18 protein-coding genes are annotated in these 15,324 nt (G+C 68.5%); 17 read left to right on the forward strand and 1 reads right to left on the reverse strand.

The window, feature by feature from the left end; translation table 11 throughout:
- From KU893_RS13645 to KU893_RS13660, 4 genes are all read left to right on the forward strand, one after another.
- On the forward strand, positions 1-489 hold a 489-nt coding region (locus tag KU893_RS13645), incomplete at its 5' end, for a lipoyl synthase (protein WP_218234925.1).
- Positions 490-525: 36 nt separating this feature from the next.
- Positions 526-1,242, forward strand: a complete 717-nt coding sequence (locus tag KU893_RS13650; RefSeq protein WP_218234926.1) for a DUF4191 domain-containing protein — start codon at positions 526-528, stop codon at positions 1,240-1,242.
- 105 nt (positions 1,243-1,347) lie between these two features.
- Positions 1,348-1,935: a DUF6318 family protein gene (locus tag KU893_RS13655; protein WP_218234927.1), complete on the forward strand. Its 588-nt coding sequence runs from the start codon at positions 1,348-1,350 to the stop codon at positions 1,933-1,935.
- A 233-nt stretch (positions 1,936-2,168) separates the two neighbouring features.
- Positions 2,169-2,669, forward strand: coding sequence for a PKD domain-containing protein (locus KU893_RS13660; RefSeq protein ID WP_218234928.1), 501 nt, complete (start codon positions 2,169-2,171; stop codon positions 2,667-2,669).
- 91 nt (positions 2,670-2,760) lie between these two features.
- Here the strand turns inward: KU893_RS13660 and KU893_RS13665 are convergent, their stop codons facing one another.
- Positions 2,761-3,156, reverse strand: coding sequence for an RDD family protein (locus KU893_RS13665; RefSeq protein WP_218234929.1), 396 nt, complete (start codon positions 3,154-3,156; stop codon positions 2,761-2,763).
- A 163-nt stretch (positions 3,157-3,319) separates the two neighbouring features.
- On the opposite strand from KU893_RS13665, the gene KU893_RS13670 reads away from it, so the two are divergent.
- The 13 genes from KU893_RS13670 to KU893_RS13730 all read left to right on the forward strand — a co-directional run bounded on the left by KU893_RS13670 (position 3,320) and on the right by KU893_RS13730 (position 15,298).
- The gene (locus KU893_RS13670) at positions 3,320-5,497 is read left to right on the forward strand and encodes a glutamine synthetase III family protein (protein ID WP_218234930.1); all 2,178 of its coding nucleotides are present in this window, start codon (positions 3,320-3,322) and stop codon (positions 5,495-5,497) included.
- Between the two features lie 214 nt (positions 5,498-5,711).
- The gene (gene glnA, locus KU893_RS13675; RefSeq protein WP_218234931.1) at positions 5,712-7,133 is read left to right on the forward strand and encodes a type I glutamate--ammonia ligase; all 1,422 of its coding nucleotides are present in this window, start codon (positions 5,712-5,714) and stop codon (positions 7,131-7,133) included.
- 392 nt (positions 7,134-7,525) lie between these two features.
- A complete protein-coding gene (locus tag KU893_RS13680) occupies positions 7,526-7,801 on the forward strand; it encodes a helix-turn-helix transcriptional regulator (protein ID WP_218234932.1) in 276 nt (91 codons plus the stop codon).
- Between the two features lie 105 nt (positions 7,802-7,906).
- The gene (locus KU893_RS13685) at positions 7,907-9,214 is read left to right on the forward strand and encodes a tyrosine-type recombinase/integrase (RefSeq protein ID WP_246592636.1); all 1,308 of its coding nucleotides are present in this window, start codon (positions 7,907-7,909) and stop codon (positions 9,212-9,214) included.
- A 144-nt stretch (positions 9,215-9,358) separates the two neighbouring features.
- Positions 9,359-9,928 (forward strand): hypothetical protein, encoded by a 570-nt coding sequence (locus KU893_RS13690; protein WP_218234933.1) that lies wholly within the window; start codon positions 9,359-9,361, stop codon positions 9,926-9,928.
- Positions 9,925-10,122, forward strand: a complete 198-nt coding sequence (locus KU893_RS13695; protein ID WP_218234934.1) for a hypothetical protein — start codon at positions 9,925-9,927, stop codon at positions 10,120-10,122. The genes KU893_RS13690 and KU893_RS13695 overlap by 4 nt, the downstream gene beginning before the upstream one ends.
- Positions 10,123-10,294: 172 nt before the next feature.
- Complete coding sequence (locus KU893_RS13700; protein ID WP_218234935.1) at positions 10,295-10,609, forward strand: hypothetical protein; 315 nt, start codon at positions 10,295-10,297, stop codon at positions 10,607-10,609.
- 98 nt (positions 10,610-10,707) lie between these two features.
- Positions 10,708-12,057: an ATP-binding protein gene (locus KU893_RS13705; RefSeq protein WP_218234936.1), complete on the forward strand. Its 1,350-nt coding sequence runs from the start codon at positions 10,708-10,710 to the stop codon at positions 12,055-12,057.
- Between the two features lie 678 nt (positions 12,058-12,735).
- Positions 12,736-13,449, forward strand: a complete 714-nt coding sequence (locus KU893_RS13710; protein WP_218234937.1) for a hypothetical protein — start codon at positions 12,736-12,738, stop codon at positions 13,447-13,449.
- Positions 13,450-13,457: 8 nt separating this feature from the next.
- Positions 13,458-14,021 carry a hypothetical protein gene (locus tag KU893_RS13715; RefSeq protein WP_218234938.1) on the forward strand — a complete coding sequence of 188 codons (564 nt, stop codon included), beginning with the start codon at positions 13,458-13,460 and terminating at the stop codon, positions 14,019-14,021.
- A complete protein-coding gene (locus KU893_RS13720) occupies positions 13,991-14,311 on the forward strand; it encodes a helix-turn-helix domain-containing protein (protein ID WP_257441161.1) in 321 nt (106 codons plus the stop codon). Before KU893_RS13715 ends, KU893_RS13720 begins: the two co-directional genes overlap by 31 nt.
- Positions 14,308-14,865 (forward strand): thermonuclease family protein, encoded by a 558-nt coding sequence (locus tag KU893_RS13725; RefSeq protein ID WP_218234940.1) that lies wholly within the window; start codon positions 14,308-14,310, stop codon positions 14,863-14,865. The genes KU893_RS13720 and KU893_RS13725 overlap by 4 nt, the downstream gene beginning before the upstream one ends.
- A gap of 25 nt (positions 14,866-14,890) precedes the next feature.
- Entirely contained in the window at positions 14,891-15,298 is a 408-nt protein-coding gene (locus tag KU893_RS13730; RefSeq protein ID WP_218234941.1) for a hypothetical protein, read from the forward strand.
- Positions 15,299-15,324: the final 26 nt, after the last annotated feature.

Below are 15,324 nucleotides of genomic sequence, written 5' to 3' on the forward strand. Positions count from 1 at the left end.
GAGAACCTGGTCCCCGACTTCAACGGCGACCCCACCCTGCTCGCCGAGGTCTTCGACGCACGCCCCGAGGTCCTGGCCCACAACCTCGAGACCGTCCCCCGCATCTTCAAGCGGATCCGCCCCGCCTTCCGCTACGAACGCTCCCTCGACGTCCTCACCCAGGCCCGCGCCTTCGGCCTGGTCACCAAGTCCAACCTCATCCTCGGCATGGGCGAGACCCGCGACGAGGTCTCCCAAGCCCTGCGCGACCTGCACCAGGCAGGCTGCGAGCTGGTCACCATCACCCAGTACCTACGCCCCTCCGTCCGACACCACCCCGTCGAACGGTGGGTCAAGCCCGAGGAGTTCGTCGACCTCGCCACCGAGGCCGAGGAGATCGGCTTCGCCGGCGTCCTGTCCGGACCGCTCGTCCGTTCGTCGTACCGGGCGGGTCGTCTGTATCGTCAGGCGATGGCCGCGCGGGACTCGCGCGCCGAAGCGACTGCCTGAAGTTCCACGTTCCGTCCGAGGAGACCGCAGCACCCCATGTCGAACACGCCTCTCGACCCGTCCACGATGAGCCGCCGCCGGCAGATCCTCGAGACCTACAAGATGTCCCGGGAGGTCGACCCGGCCATCCGCTGGTGGATGCTCGGCTCGTTCCTGGTGTTCGGCGGCCTGGGGCTGGCGCTGTTCCGGCTCGTCCTGCCCCACAACGACTCGGTCTTCAGCTGGATCCTCGCCGGCGTCGCGACCTTCCTCATCGGCCTGCTCGCCGTGATGATCGTGTTCGGTCGTCGTGCCCAGAAGGCGGCGTTCGCCCGCCTCGACGGCCAGCTCGGCGCCGCCGCCCGCGCGCTCACCATGCTGCGCCGCGGCTGGGTCATCGAGGAGGTCGTCGGCTTCACCAAGCAGCAGGACATGGTCCACCGCATCGTCGGCCCGCCCGGCATCGTCCTGGTCGGCGAGGGCAACCCGAGCCGCCTCAAGGCGCTGATGATCAGCGAGCACAAGAAGCACGAGCGGGTCGCCGGCGACTACCCGGTCCACGACGTCCTGGTCGGCAACGACGAGGGCCAGGTCCCGCTGAACAAGCTGGTGCGCCACGTCCAGAAGCTCGGCCGCCAGGTCAAGCCGGCCGAGATCACCGAGATCCGCCAGCGGCTGCGCGCCCTCGACGCCCAGCGCCCGAAGGTGCCGCTCCCCCGCGGCCCCGTGCCGACCTCGATGAAGGGCATGCGCGGCAACCTCCGTGGTCGCTGACGAGCTCTCTCCACACCTGGCCACCTCCCGGTGGCGCCTCCGCCCGGATCGGGATAGCGTCGCAACGCGTCCCCGGTCCGGGCGCAGCACTTCTCGGGAGGACCCATGCGTACGACGAGCCGCGTCGCCGCCCTGACACTCTCGCTGTCGGTCGCCCTGGCGACGCTCACCGCCTGCTCCGACGACGACCCGCCCGCGGCCGATCCGTCCCCCACGTGGAGCCCCACCGGCACGATGGAGTCGCCCACCACCTCCTCCGCGGCCGCCCCGGTCGAGCCGGAACTGCCGGTGGAGGCGACCGAGGCCAGCGAGGCCGGGGCGCGGGCGTTCATCGCGTACTACTGGGAGCTGATCAACTACGCCCAGGTCACGGGTGACGTGAAGGGGCTGAGGGCGGCGTCGGGCAAGAGTTGCGAGGGATGCAACGCCGGCCTTGAAGCGATCCGGTCCCTCTACGAGGGCGGCGGTCATATCCAAGGCGGGCAGTACACCCCGGTCGTAGTAAAGCTGAACCGTCTGCAGGGCAAGGGACTGACCGCATTCGAAGCACTGCTTACGGTGACAAACGTCGAGCAGGTCGTCCTTGACGGCGATGGCTCCGAGCATAGGTCCGCCGCTGGATCGGCATCGGTAGCCGTTGCTTGCCAGTGGTCCGCCGGTACCTGGCACATGGAAGTCATGGATCAGCAATGAAGGCCGCTGCTGCATTCGCCACGGCAGTCGTCGTCGCGATTCTCCCGGCCTCCACGGCCGAGGCCGACTCAAAGCCGACGCCGACAAGCATGCCGACCGCCGGCACCAACGACAACGGCTTCTGGTTGACGCACAGCAATAGCAGCAGTGGCCAACCAGGTAAGGGCGCGCCTCCTGACGCCGCGGGCATCCCCGCCTCACCGACCGCCGGCAGTGCTGCGTGTCAGGCTGCGGTGGCCGTCACTGGTGAATTCGTCGACCACGAGTTCTGCACCGACGACGATTCCGATGGACCGACTCTCGCCGACATTCAGAAGGCCTTTGCGGAGCTCAAGCTCACCCCCGGCACCCTGGTCATCCAGCCACCCGACGGCCTGACCCTGGTCAACTTCAAGACGAACTTCTACACGACCAGCACCACGCCGATCACCACGACGGTCAACCTGCTGGGCCAACAGGTCACCCTCGAAGCCACCCCGGCCACCTACACCTGGCACTTCGGGGACGGCACGTCGACCAGCACGACCGAGCCCGGCGCGGCGTACCCCGACCTCACCATCACCCACGACTACCGACGCACGGGCGAGTACGGGCCGAGCCTGTCGACCACCTACACCGGTCGCTACCGGGTCGGCGAGGGGCCCTGGCAGGCCATCCCCGGCACGGTCACCATCGACGGGCCCGCCCAGCCGCTGCGCGCGATCGAGGCCGAGCCCAAGCTCGTCGGCTACTGAGGCGACACCGAGTGACACCTCCCGCAGGGGCCGAGGGCTGCTCGACCTGCTGTGGGTGTCACGCGCGCGACGGCCGGGGCGGGAGCCGTGGCTACTTGGTCAGCGTGCGCAGGGTGGCGAAGGTGACGGTCGAGGTCCCCGCGAACAGGTCGTGCAGGCCGCGCCCGTCGGGGCGGAACACCAGCGGCGGGATGACCAGCGCGACGAGGACCTGACGGCCGATGGCCTTGACCGGGCTGAGGCGGCGCAGCTGCCCGTCGGCGGGTACGACGCACAGCCCGGTGAGCAGCTTGCCGGCCGAGCCGCCGCCCAGCCAGGTCAGCAGGCCGGACTCGACGACGAAGACGATGAGCACCGCGCCGGAGGCGAAGGAGCCGGGCTTGGTGTACTCGTCGAGGCCGAAGATCACGATGACGACCAGGGTGCTCAACAGCCAGTCCACCAGCAGGGCGAGGATCCGGCGACCCCAGGAAGCGTTCTCGATCACCCTCCCACGCTAGCGGGGGCCTCCCGCGTCTGCGCGAGGGCCGTCTCCGCCGAACCTGTTACACGCCTGAAACATTCGGGCAACCCTGCGAAATCTGGACGCCTTACCGTCACCGGTGAGTCGTCTGCACGACGGCATCTGTTGAGACCACAGGGAGTTCCGCATGACTTCGAACCCGACCCGCTTGGGCGCGATCCGCAACATCGAGGCGAACGAGGCGCCGGCGGCGTTCTTCGACGCCGACGAGAAGACGGGCGCCATCTACGGCGAGAACGTCTTCTCCCTCTCGGTGATGCAGAAGCGCCTGCCGAAGTCGGTGTTCAAGTCGGTCTTCGCGACCATCCAGAACGGCGAGAAGCTGGACCCCGCGGTCGCCGACATCGTCGCCTCCGCCATGAAGGACTGGGCGATGGAGCGCGGTGTCACGCACTACGCCCACGTCTTCTACCCGCTCACCGGGCTCACCGCCGAGAAGCACGACTCGTTCATGGAGCCGGTCGGCGACGGCACGGCGGTCTGGGAGTTCTCCGGCAAGACCCTCGTCCAGGGCGAGCCCGACGCGAGCTCCTTCCCCAACGGTGGGATCCGGGCGACCTTCGAGGCGCGTGGCTACACCGGCTGGGACGTCCAGTCGCCGGCGTACATCCTCGAGAACCCCAACGGCAACACGCTGTGCATCCCGACGATCTTCGTCTCGATGACCGGTGAGGCGCTCGACCACAAGACCCCGCTGCTGCGCTCGCAGAACGCGATGTCGGAGCAGGCCAAGCGCGTGCTGGCGCTGTTCGGCCACGAGGACATCGACAACGTCGTGTCGTACTGCGGCCCCGAGCAGGAGTACTTCCTGGTCGACACCGCCTTCGTGAACTCGCGTCCCGACCTGCTCAACGCCGGCCGCACCCTGTTCGGCGCGAAGCCGCCGAAGGGCCAGGAGTTCGACGACCACTACTTCGGCGCCATCCCGGAGCGGGTGCTGGGCTTCATGCACGACACCGAGCGCGCGCTGTTCAAGCTCGGCGTCCCGGCGAAGACCCGCCACAACGAGGTCGCGCCCGGCCAGTTCGAGATCGCGCCGGTCTTCGAGCGCGCCAACCTCGCCTCGGACCACCAGCAGCTGATCATGTCGACGTTCAAGTCGATCGCGAAGACGCACGGCTTCCAGTGCCTGTTCCACGAGAAGCCGTTCGCCGGCGTCAACGGCTCCGGCAAGCACGTGAACTTCTCGTTCGGCAACGACAACCAGGGCAACTTCCTCAACCCGGGCGACAACCCGCACGACAACGCGCAGTTCCTCGTCTTCTGTGCGGCCGTCATCCGCGCCGTGCACCTGTACGGCGGCCTGCTCCGGCTCTCGATCGCCAGCGCCGGCAACGACCACCGCCTCGGCGCCAACGAGGCCCCGCCGGCCATCATCTCGATCTTCCTCGGCGACCAGCTGCAGGACGTCTTCGAGCAGATCGCCAAGGGCGGCGCCACCTCGTCGAAGCAGAAGGGCGTCCTGTCCGTGGGCGTCGACACGCTGCCCGACCTGACCAAGGACGCGGGCGACCGCAACCGCACCTCGCCGATGGCCTTCACCGGCAACCGCTTCGAGTTCCGTGCCGCCGGCTCGAACCAGACCGTCGCCGCGCCGATGGTCGTGATCAACACGATCATGGCCGAGGCGCTCGACTACCTGGCCACCGAGCTCGAGGCCGCCGTGGCCACGGGCACGGAGTTCAACGACGCCGTCCAGGCCGTGCTCGCCAAGGTCGTCGAGCAGCACGGCGCGGTCGTGTTCAACGGCAACGGCTACTCCGAGGAGTGGCACGCCGAGGCCGAGCAGCGGGGTCTGAAGAACCTCCGCACGACGGTCGACGCGCTGCCGGAGTACCAGACCCCCGAGGCCAAGAAGCTGTTCTCGACGTACGGCGTCTTCAGCGAGGCCGAGCTCGACTCCCGCTTCGAGGTCGGTGTCGAGCAGTACGTGATGACGATCAACGTCGAGGCGAACCTGACCGAGGAGATCGCGCGCACGACGATCCTCCCGGCCGCGGTCCGCTACCAGACCGAGCTCGCCACCAACGTCGCCTCGCTCAAGGCGGCCGGCGTCGAGGCCGACACCACCGACCTGCTCACCGTCACCGATCTGGTGACCACTCTCCGGTCCAGCATCGCCGCGCTCGTCGCCGCCCAGGCCGGCGCCGGGGAGCACCACGGCCTCGAGGAGGCGGCGTACTACCGGGACGCGGTCCTCCCGGCCATGCTCGCGGTCCGCGAGGCCGCCGATGCGCTCGAGGCCGTCGTCGCCGACGACCTGTGGTCGCTGCCGACCTACCAGGAGATGCTCTTCATCCGCTGATCCGGCGTCCCGAGCTGCCCCGGCCCCCTCGTGGGTCGGGGCAGTTCGGCATGCGCACGTTGTTAACACGGACGAAACACTCCGGTACTGCGTCGGCAACAGGTCATTCGGTAGGTTGCCAGGGAGGGTTCCGGCTCATCGCCGTACCGGTGCCCCCGATCGCCACAGGCTGAACCGATGGCTGGGCCGCGGCGCCGCAGCCGAGGAGGACCGAATGTTCAACAACAGCGAAGAGCTGCTCAAGTACATCAAGGACGAGGGCGTCGAGATGATCGACGTCCGCTTCTGCGACCTGCCCGGCATCATGCAGCACTTCACCGTGCCGGCCTCGTCCTTCGACCAGTCCGTGTTCGACGACGGCCTGGGCTTCGACGGCTCCTCGATCCGTGGCTTCCAGGCGATCAACGAGTCGGACATGTCGCTCTTCCCCGACCCGACGACGGCGTACATCGACCCCTTCCGGAAGTCGAAGACCCTCAACGTCAACTTCTTCATCCACGACCCGATCACGGGTGAGGCCTACTCCCGCGACCCGCGCAACATCGCGAAGAAGGCGCTGGCCTACCTCTCCTCCACCGGCATCGCGGACACCGCGTTCTTCGCGCCCGAGGCCGAGTTCTACATCTTCGACAACGTGCGGTACTCCACCGGCGTCAACGAGGGCTACTACCACATCGACTCCGTCGAGGGCTGGTGGAACTCCGGCAAGGCCGACGAGACCAACCGCGGCTACAAGACCCGCCTCAAGGGCGGCTACTTCCCCGTCGAGCCGTACGACCACTACAGCGACCTGCGCGCCGACATGGTCAAGAACCTCGAGGCCTGCGGCCTCCAGGTCGAGCGCGCCCACCACGAGGTCGGCACCGCCGGCCAGGCGGAGATCAACTACCGCTTCGACACGCTGCTCAAGGCCGCGGACGACGTGATGAAGTTCAAGTACCTCATCAAGAACACCGCCTGGGAGCAGGGCAAGTCGGTCACCTTCATGCCGAAGCCGATCTTCGGCGACAACGGCTCCGGCATGCACGTCCACTCCTCGCTGTGGAAGGACGGCTCGCCGCTGTTCTACGACGAGACCGGGTACGGCGGCCTGTCGGACCTGGCCCGCTGGTACATCGGCGGCATCCTCGACCACGCCCCCGCGCTGCTCGCGTTCACCAACCCGACCGTGAACTCGTTCCACCGCTTGGTGCCGGGCTACGAGGCCCCGATCTCGCTGGTCTACTCCTCGCGCAACCGCTCCGCGTCGATCCGCATCCCGATCACCGGCAGCAACCCGAAGGCCAAGCGGGTCGAGGCTCGCTTCCCCGACCCGTCGGCGAACCCGTACCTCGCCTTCTCGGCCCTGATGCTCGCCGGCCTCGACGGCATCCAGAACAAGACCGAGCCGCCCGCCCCGGTCGACAAGGACATCTACGAGCTCCCGCCGGACGAGATGGCCGAGATCGCCCAGGTCCCGACCTCGCTCGGCGCCGTACTCGATGCGCTCGAGGCCGACCACGACTTCCTCACCGTCGGCAACGTGTTCACCCCCGACCTGATCGAGACGTGGACGTCGTACAAGCGGGAGCAGGAGATCGCGCCCGTGCAGCTGCGGCCGCACCCGCACGAGTTCGAGCTGTATTACGACATCTAACCGGGCCTCCGGCTGTGGTCGTTCAACAACGCCGAACAACCACGAAGAACAGCCGCTGACCTGCACAAACGCCGCCGAGCGACCTTCTGGTCGCTCGGCGGCGTTTGCTGTTGGTAGCCGCTCGTCTGTTACAAATCCGGTACAAATCTTAGAAGCGCCATCCCCCGGCGCACGGTTCGCCTGGCTCAGACCGGGTAGGTCGCCGCAGCGGTCTCGAACTGGGTCCGTGGCCCGAGCCGCGAGCGTCGCATCGCACATTTCGGCGACCAGCACCGTGAGTCCCGGGTCAGCTCGCTGCCACATCATTTGCACCTGCGTGATCGCTCCCGTGCCTCCGTCCGACATAGGTGCCTGTAGACCGAATGTCCGTCAACGCCGCAAGGAGGGGCTTGATGATGGCAACGAACTCGAACGTGCCGGCTGTGGAACCGGGAATCTTTGGACCGCGGCGTCGCGGAGACCGCGGCAGCCGGGCACCCAGGCTGGTCGAGGCCCAAGAGCTGTGGGACATCGACGATGTCGCTTCCTACCTTGGCGTGACCAAACAGACCATCTACTCCTGGCGGACGACGGGTTACGGCCCGGCCGGCTTCCGTGTCGGCAAGCACCTGCGCTGGCGGGCAGCAACCGTGATCAGTTGGACGGTGCGACTCGAGGAGAATCAGTGATCCCGACGGGCCATCAGCCTGACCCGGAATCGACTCCATCGCGACCAGCGAGCAGATGCTCGTCAGCATTGTTGGTCACCCGGTCCGACTCTGCCGAGGACAGCCATGGCCAGTATTAGCTCTGGGAGACCAGCCGACGACGGCAGCCCTCGTTACGTCGTCAACTACCGAGATCCCGAGGGGCGGCAGCGCCGTAAGACCTTCCGACGCAAAGCCGAGGCGGTTGCGTTCCGCAACACGGTCGAGGCGGACAAACTTCGTGGAACCTACCTTGATGTCGACGCTGGCAGGATCTCGTTTCGGGCCTATGCCGAGGAGTGGCTCGACAGTCGGACCTTCAGTCCGCTGACCTACGAGGCGACCGAATTGCGACTCAGGCTTCATGTGTTCCCGACGCTAGGACACCTCGAGCTGAGACAGATCAAGCCGTCGACCATTCAGAAGCTCCTACGGTCGATGGAGATGGCCGAGACCTACCGGCGCGTCATCTTCTCTAACGTGTCTGCCATCTTCTCGGCTGCGGTCGACGACGACATGATCGCCAAGAATCCGTGCAAGGCGAGCTCAGTGACAAGGCCCGCAACGTCGCGCCGCAAGGTGGTGCCTTGGCCGACCGAGTGGGTCTCCTCCATGCACGACGCGCTTCCGCCCCAGTACAGGATCGCAGTCACGTTGGGTTCGGGGCTGGGACTACGCCAAGGCGAGGTATTTGGGCTCGCGGTCGAGGATGTCGACTTTCTCCGCGGAGTTGTGGAGGTCAGGCGGCAAGTCAAGGTGTTCGGCGGCAACCGCCTGGTCTTCGGCCTGCCGAAGGGCGACAAGACCCGCACCGTCCCACTCCCCGAGAGCGTCGCAACGGAACTCAGCAGCCACCTCGCGACCTACCCGCGACGTAGCGTCACGCTCCCGTGGGGGACGCCCCAGGCGAACACGAAATCGAGCGCTGGACTGATACTCACCACACGCGAGCGTTCTGCCCTCAACCGCAACTACTTCAACACACGGCTCTGGAAGCCCGGCCAAGCCCACGTGGGCATCGAGCAATCGCGTGACAACGGCATGCACGCCCTCCGCCACTGGTACGCCTCCGTGCTCCTAGACGCCGGCGAATCGATTCGCGCTGTGTCCGAGTACCTCGGCCACAGCGACCCCGGCTTCACCTTGCGCACCTATACCCATCTCATGCCCAGCAGCACGGAGCGAACCCGGGCAGCAGTGGATGCGGCCTTTGCATCCGGGCGCCACGTGAGAGAAGGGTCGACAGAGAACTCGGGCAACCCTCTCGCGGCTAGCGGGCGCCAGCCCGAGCCAACGGCTTGTCTTGGAGCCGCCCGCCCACTGTCCGTCACCGTCGCTCCCGCCCTACGGTCCGACAACGTTCCCAGCTCCCACGCCCGTCGCGATCGGCGCTGACGCCCCTTCGCACCTGGATGGCAGAATCCCGGTGATGACTACGCCAGACCCCTACTCCAGTGCCGCCGGCTGATCGGGGTGGCTGCACGATCCTAGCGCGACAAGCGCATCGACGACCTCCTGGCGGCCGTCTCCGACCTTGGCATGACGATGTCCCGCTCCGCTGCGGGCGAGTTGCTTGACGAACGGGTTCAGTTCGTCGCCGAGCAGATGCGTGTCACAGACACCACAGCCCGCCGGTACCTCACCGACGACGCCCTCGCAGGCATGGCCAGGGAGATCGTCTTCGGCTTCGTCGAAGAGACACCGGGTGCGGACCTGATGAGCGCACCGCGGACCGCCGCGGTTCCCGTGAGGTTCGCCGGCAGGGTCTTCGCGGGGTTGGGCGAGGTTGTCCGCATCCTCCTCGTCGAGCGCGACGATCTCGAGCACACGCGCGATCGGGTGGCTCAGATCGCACACGCGCAGAGCTATCTCGGACTGCTGGTCCACGATCAGGTGGCCACGACCGGCCTTTACGATGAGCCGTCGGTCCAGACGCCCCCGGCGCTTCTTCTGCGCGTGGCGCGCATCCTGGAGACCGCCGCAGACCTGGTGGAGGATGGCCTGATCGGCTATCAGGTTGATCCGGAGGAGAGTTCTGGGCTCTCATCAGCATTCCGCCGCGACGTTCGCCTGATGCGCACTATGGCCGGGCAGGAGTCGAGCGCGTGACCGAGACCGAAGCACGAGTCCTCACCCTGTACGCCACGGTGCAGGAGATCCCGCCCGACCACCGCGGCGGCAACACCCTCGGCCGAGACGAGTTGACCGTCGAGGACTCCAACTACGACCAAGCGCTCGCGGCCGCCCGACGCCGCGTTCGTGACGGGTGGCGAATCATCGCTCTGCGAGTCGAGCGCAACTAGCAGCGGATCCGATGCCGCCCGTGCCCCTCCGCGGTGCGCTCCGCGTTCTGCGGCACGACGGCAGGCGAACCTGTCGGCTCGCCTGCCGCGCGCCGATCTGGCGAAAGCCCTCGCACAGTTGATCGCTCCCAAGGTCCGGGATCACCTAGGTGACCAAACAGAGGAGGACCAAATGAGCACTTCACACGCGGAGCAGTCGGGCCCCCGCATCGTCACCTTCACCCAGCAGGGCGACCGCGCCCTCGATCGCCTCGCCGCCGATCTGGTCGACCACTGCGACGGCTCCACCGCGGGCATCGCCGACATCCTCGAGCAGGTGCTGTCGGCCGACATCGCCGTACTTGCCGACAAGCTCGCCGAATCCCTCGTCGCCGGCGAGGCCGGCCAAGTCCCCGAGAGTCCCGACCATGCAGCCCGTCGACGCCTCAACGCGGACCGGCCTGCTGCCGGCTGTGCTCCTCCCCCGCCTCCCCGGTTGGGCCGTTGACACGCCGGTTATACGCGCGAGAGCTCCTCCGGCCGAGTGAGCCGACTGCGACCTAGACTGACCTAGAAAACTCTTCAAATCTAGGTGAGTCTAGGAAGGTGGCGCTCGTGGATCAGAGCCCATACACGCCCGGTGCTGGCCACAACCCGCCCGTCCTGGCAGGACGCGACGGCCTTCTCCGTGACTGGCACTTGGTGCTCAACGACATTGTCACTGGCGGCCGCGTCCGTGCCCAGGACATGGTCCTTGCTGGCCCGCGCGGCGTGGGGAAGACCGTCACGGTGAGCGCGTTCGCGGACCTAGCCAAGGAGCAAGGCTTCGAGGTGGTCAATCTCCAGGCTGTCTCGGGCCACGCTGGTCTGGTCGAGGCGCTGCTCCAGCGCGCTCGCACCCGCATGGCCGAGGAGGCCGGCCCATGGCAGCGCGCCCGCAATGCCTTCGAGCGGATCGGTGGGGTCAGCCTCAGCATCGCGGGCATCGGTGCCGGGATCTCCACTCGCCAATCCGACGCCGCAGCACCAGGCTTGGACGCAGGAACGCTCGCTGACGCCCTGGCCACGCTGGCGGCCGAAGTCCGCACGGACGCCCACAGCGGCGGCCTGCTGATCACCGTCGATGAGCTCCAGGTCGCCTCTGGGCCCGACCTCGCCCTGCTCGCGGCGACACTGCACCGCCTCAACGTCGACCACCCCTCCGCGCCGGTCCTCTTCGCCGGCACCGGACTGCCCTTCACCCCCGACGCGCTCCGCAAGGCTGGCGTAACCCACCCTGACCGCCTCTTCGTGCTGGAGCCCATCCCCCTCACCCTCGAACGCGACGACGCCCGCTACGCCGTGGTGGAGCCAGCGCGCCAGGCCGGTGTCGCGTGGACCCCCGACGCGGCGGCAGCCGTGGTCGAGGCCAGCAACGGCTACCCGGCCCACCTGCAGCTGTTCGCCCACGCCATCTGGACATCCGCGCCCGGACCCGACCAGATCACCCGTGGCGACGTCGAAGCCGCACTCCCCCAGATCGCCGGCATGCTCGAGCGCCGCACCCTTGGCCCCCGCTGGGACCGAATCAGCGATCGACAAATGGAGTTCCTTGCCGCCCTCGCCCTGCACGGCGGGCGCGCCTCGACAGCAGCCATCGCCAACACTGTCGGTCGCTCCCAGCAAGAGCTGTCCTGGCTCCGTGAGGAACTCATCGAGGAAGGCGACGTCTACGCACCCAAGCGCGGCCAACTGGCGATGGCGGTCCCGCTTTTCAACCGCTACGTTCTGAGCCACTACGAACGCACGCGGCCCGAGGCAGCGACCGAACTGCTGAGCCTGCAGGAGATGATCGCGAACGCCGGGCTGGATCCCTCAGCAGCGCACGCGGGGCCGGACATGCTGCTCCGAAGCGAGCCGAACGAAACCCGCCAGTTGCCACCGCCCAGCGACGGATCTGGGCGGCCGCGTTCCTGAGCTGCGGCGCGCACCGCAACCGAAGGGTGGCGGCATACATTCTGTTACAGGACGCAGCTGTGCAGCAGGCTTGGAGCGGGCCGACACGGACCGCGACCAGATCCCGTCCGAGACCTCAGACCAGCTGGCGGAGTTCGCCGACCTCGCGGCCGCGCTACCCCAGGCCTTTCGCAGCTCTCCAGCACGCTCGAGCAGACCCTGACTCACCAGGTGCTCAGCATGCACGCGATGACCGACGAGTCCGACCCGGCGATGGCGATCGGCGTCGCCCGCCGCCACTGGAGGGGGCCCGCGGTCTCGCGGTCGACCTCCACAAGCACCTCAACGCCGCACGCAACGCCACGGCGCACATCATCAGCCAAGGCGTCGACGACGGGCAGGAGTCGATGCCTTGGGACCAGCCCTGACCGGCCCCACCTGATCGTCACGAGATTCCTTCGGGTCGGGTGATCGCCCCGACGGGTCGACCTTCCTTTGGTGACTGAGAGATGACCCCGGTCCACCAAGGAGCTGCCCGTGAGCACACCCGCCGATTCCCCGTCCGCCGCGGCCGACCGTGACCCGGTACAGGAGGCCCGCGCCCACCTCGAGCAGGCCCTAGCCGCGCTCGATCGACTCCGCGAGGTACTGCCGCCTCCCACCGCTCCCCCGCCCGAAAACCGGAGGCGGTGAGTCGGCATGACCACCGACACCACACTGAGCGCCGCCGACGCTGTGTTCGACGCCGAGCAGGCCGTGAGCAGGGCCCGCTGGGTCGTAGAGGAGCTCCAAGAGACGATCTCCTCCGCTCTCCGCGCGCTCGACGACGCCGAGCTCGACTCGGCCAAGGCCAAGCTTTCCGAGCGCGGCTCCTTCTACCTCGAGGCCGCCGGCGAGCACCTGGGCCGGCTGCGCACGCGGTGCAACGACATGCCGGAGCTCACCCACGACCTGTTCGTGCACCTCAACCGCGCATCGCAGTCCGTCACCGACGCCCGCACCCTCCTCGACCTGGCCGACACCTCCTATCCCGTCATCGCCAGCGAGGTCGCGCAGCTCAAGCCGCGCATCGCGGTCGTCGGCGAGATGGTCGCTCTGGCCAAGCCGGTCGCCCAGCTGGCCGCCCAGCATGTCGAGACCGCGCACCAGGCCAGCCGGGACGTCACTGCCCTGGGCCTGCTGGAGCCGGTCAGCCTGGAGCGAAGCATCGCAACCGCCGGCAAGGAGCTCGGCCGAGCCGACGAGGACGTTCGCCTGCTCGGCAACGTCGTCGATCACGCCGCGGCCAGCGCCCGGGAGTCGGCCGGGATTGCCAGCGAGATCACCGACAACGCACGACGGCGGATCTCGGAGCAGAGCCGGGATCCGGTCCCGAGCGCTTCGCTCCCGACGCCCAGGTCCCCGAGTCGGTAGGGAGAGCCATGGACCTCGACCAGGGCGGCCGCCAGCGGGCGGGCCTCATCCTCGACGCGGCCGGCCGCGGCGAGCACGACCGGGTTGCCGACCTCATTGCACCGCCCGATGCCGAGCAGCTGCGATCCCTGGTGACGGTGCTGGCTGTCCAGGTCGACCAGAGCGTCCCCGCCTCCTCGGCAACCGGCCCCGCCACGGTGTGCGAGCTGGCCATCAAAGCCGCCGCGCCGATGTTCGGCACCACCCCGGAGGCGATCCGCAGCGCCGAGCACTTCAACAAGGACCACGGCTCGGTGATCCATGCAGTCCGCTGCACCGCCGAGCGGCCGCGGCTGGCCGACGCCGCAGCCCGGGTGAGCGAGCACGTCAACAGCCGCTACACCGCCCGGCTTCCCCGCTCCGAGGAGAACGTGGTCACCTCCACCAGCAGCCCCCGGCCTCAACCTTCGGGCCCGAGGGCCCGGTCGAGCACGCCGTGGTGGCGGCCGCAGAGGCCTTCAACACCACACCCGAGGTCCTCCTGGGTGCCGACCGGAGCCGGGTGGCCGCGGACGCCCGAGCGGTGGCCATGACCGCTGCCCGCCTGCACGGCCACAGCCTGCCCACGATCGCGAGGCACTTCGACCGCGACCACACCACGGTGCCGCAGGCCACCCGCCGAATCGAGGAGTCCCCGCCGCTGCGCGACCTGGCCGCGAAGATCGCCGCGGATCTCCCCGAGCAGCCCGCAGGCACCGGCGCCGGCCGGCTCGACGTCGACGAGCAGGTCCCCGAGACCGGCTACCGCTCCCCCGAGCTGCGCGAGCAGCAGCGTGCGATCCCCGTCGCCGGCGAGCGTGCGCAACTGAGGGTCGCCCGGTGAAGGCCCTGCTCGGCTTGGCCGTGGCCGTGATCCTCGCGCTGACAGCCGCCGGGATCAACGCCGCCCTCCCCCGAAACCAGACAGGCCCCGAACCAGCCGAGGGCAAGACCACCCAGGTGCGTGTGACTGCGGTCGTCGACGGCGACACGATCCGCGTCGAGACCCGCGGCGGCCGCCAGCTCGGCCGAGTACGCCTGCTCGGAATCGACGCCCCCGAAGTCGCCCACCCACCGGAGCCGGCCGAGTGTTACGCCGACCAGGCAACCGACCTGCTCGAGGAGCTCGCGCCGGTCGGCAGCACCGTCGAGCTCGTCACCGACACCGCCCAGCCCAACCGCGACCGCTACGACCGACTGGTGCGCTACGTCGACCACGACGGCCTCGACGTAGCCCGCGAGCTCCTGGCCGGCGGTGCCGCCCGCCGCTACGAAGCCGACCAGGCGCTCGCCCGCGAAGAGTCGTACTCCGCGACCGCCGACGATGCCCAGGGCACTGAGCGCGGCCTGTGGGGCACCTGCCGAGAGCCAGGAGACAGGTCGTGGACGAGCAGCTGACGATGGCCGCGAAGACGCTGGCCCGGTGGTGCTACGCCGTGGTGTCGACGAACGAGTCCTCGGCGTCGGTGAGCAGCTGCTCAAGGCGGCGGCCGACCAGGCGCTCGGTCGCACCGCGTCGGCGCACCTGGAGCAAGGGCTGTGGCAACAGACCGCCGCGCTGCTGCGTCAGCGACGCGACTGGGACCGTGACCTCCAGGTGAGCCCACCGCCGCCCGCAGCATGCCTGCCCTGCGCTGTGGCGGTCGACCACCGCCCCACCCACGCCGGCCGGCGATGTCGTGCGTACGGTGGCCAGCTGCACCGCATCGTCGTCGACGAGGGCTTCGATACCCACCCGTGGTGTGACAGGCCGGGCGCGAACGGATCCCTGGCCTTCCTCGAGCAGACCGCGCACCTGCTCGGCGCCACGCTTCTTGCGCAGCCGGCCTGAGCGGCCCGGGGCGCGCCAACACGGAA

It is taken from the genome of Nocardioides daeguensis (genome assembly GCF_019192965.1).
Lineage (GTDB): Bacteria > Actinomycetota > Actinomycetes > Propionibacteriales > Nocardioidaceae > Nocardioides > Nocardioides daeguensis.

Bases quoted from the DNA above. Each gene is read 5' to 3' on its own strand.
- glnA (WP_218234931.1), top strand. From the start codon at position 5,712: ATGTTCAACAACAGCGAAGAGCTGCTCAAGTACATCAAGGACGAGGGC.
- KU893_RS13685 (WP_246592636.1), top strand. From the start codon at position 7,907: ATGGCCAGTATTAGCTCTGGGAGACCAGCCGACGACGGCAGCCCTCGT.
- KU893_RS13700 (WP_218234935.1), top strand. From the start codon at position 10,295: ATGAGCACTTCACACGCGGAGCAGTCGGGCCCCCGCATCGTCACCTTC.
- KU893_RS13715 (WP_218234938.1), top strand. From the start codon at position 13,458: ATGGACCTCGACCAGGGCGGCCGCCAGCGGGCGGGCCTCATCCTCGAC.
- KU893_RS13655 (WP_218234927.1), top strand. From the start codon at position 1,348: ATGCGTACGACGAGCCGCGTCGCCGCCCTGACACTCTCGCTGTCGGTC.
- KU893_RS13710 (WP_218234937.1), top strand. From the start codon at position 12,736: ATGACCACCGACACCACACTGAGCGCCGCCGACGCTGTGTTCGACGCC.
- KU893_RS13650 (WP_218234926.1), top strand. From the start codon at position 526: ATGTCGAACACGCCTCTCGACCCGTCCACGATGAGCCGCCGCCGGCAG.
- KU893_RS13670 (WP_218234930.1), top strand. From the start codon at position 3,320: ATGACTTCGAACCCGACCCGCTTGGGCGCGATCCGCAACATCGAGGCG.
- KU893_RS13680 (WP_218234932.1), top strand. From the start codon at position 7,526: ATGATGGCAACGAACTCGAACGTGCCGGCTGTGGAACCGGGAATCTTT.
- KU893_RS13690 (WP_218234933.1), top strand. From the start codon at position 9,359: ATGACGATGTCCCGCTCCGCTGCGGGCGAGTTGCTTGACGAACGGGTT.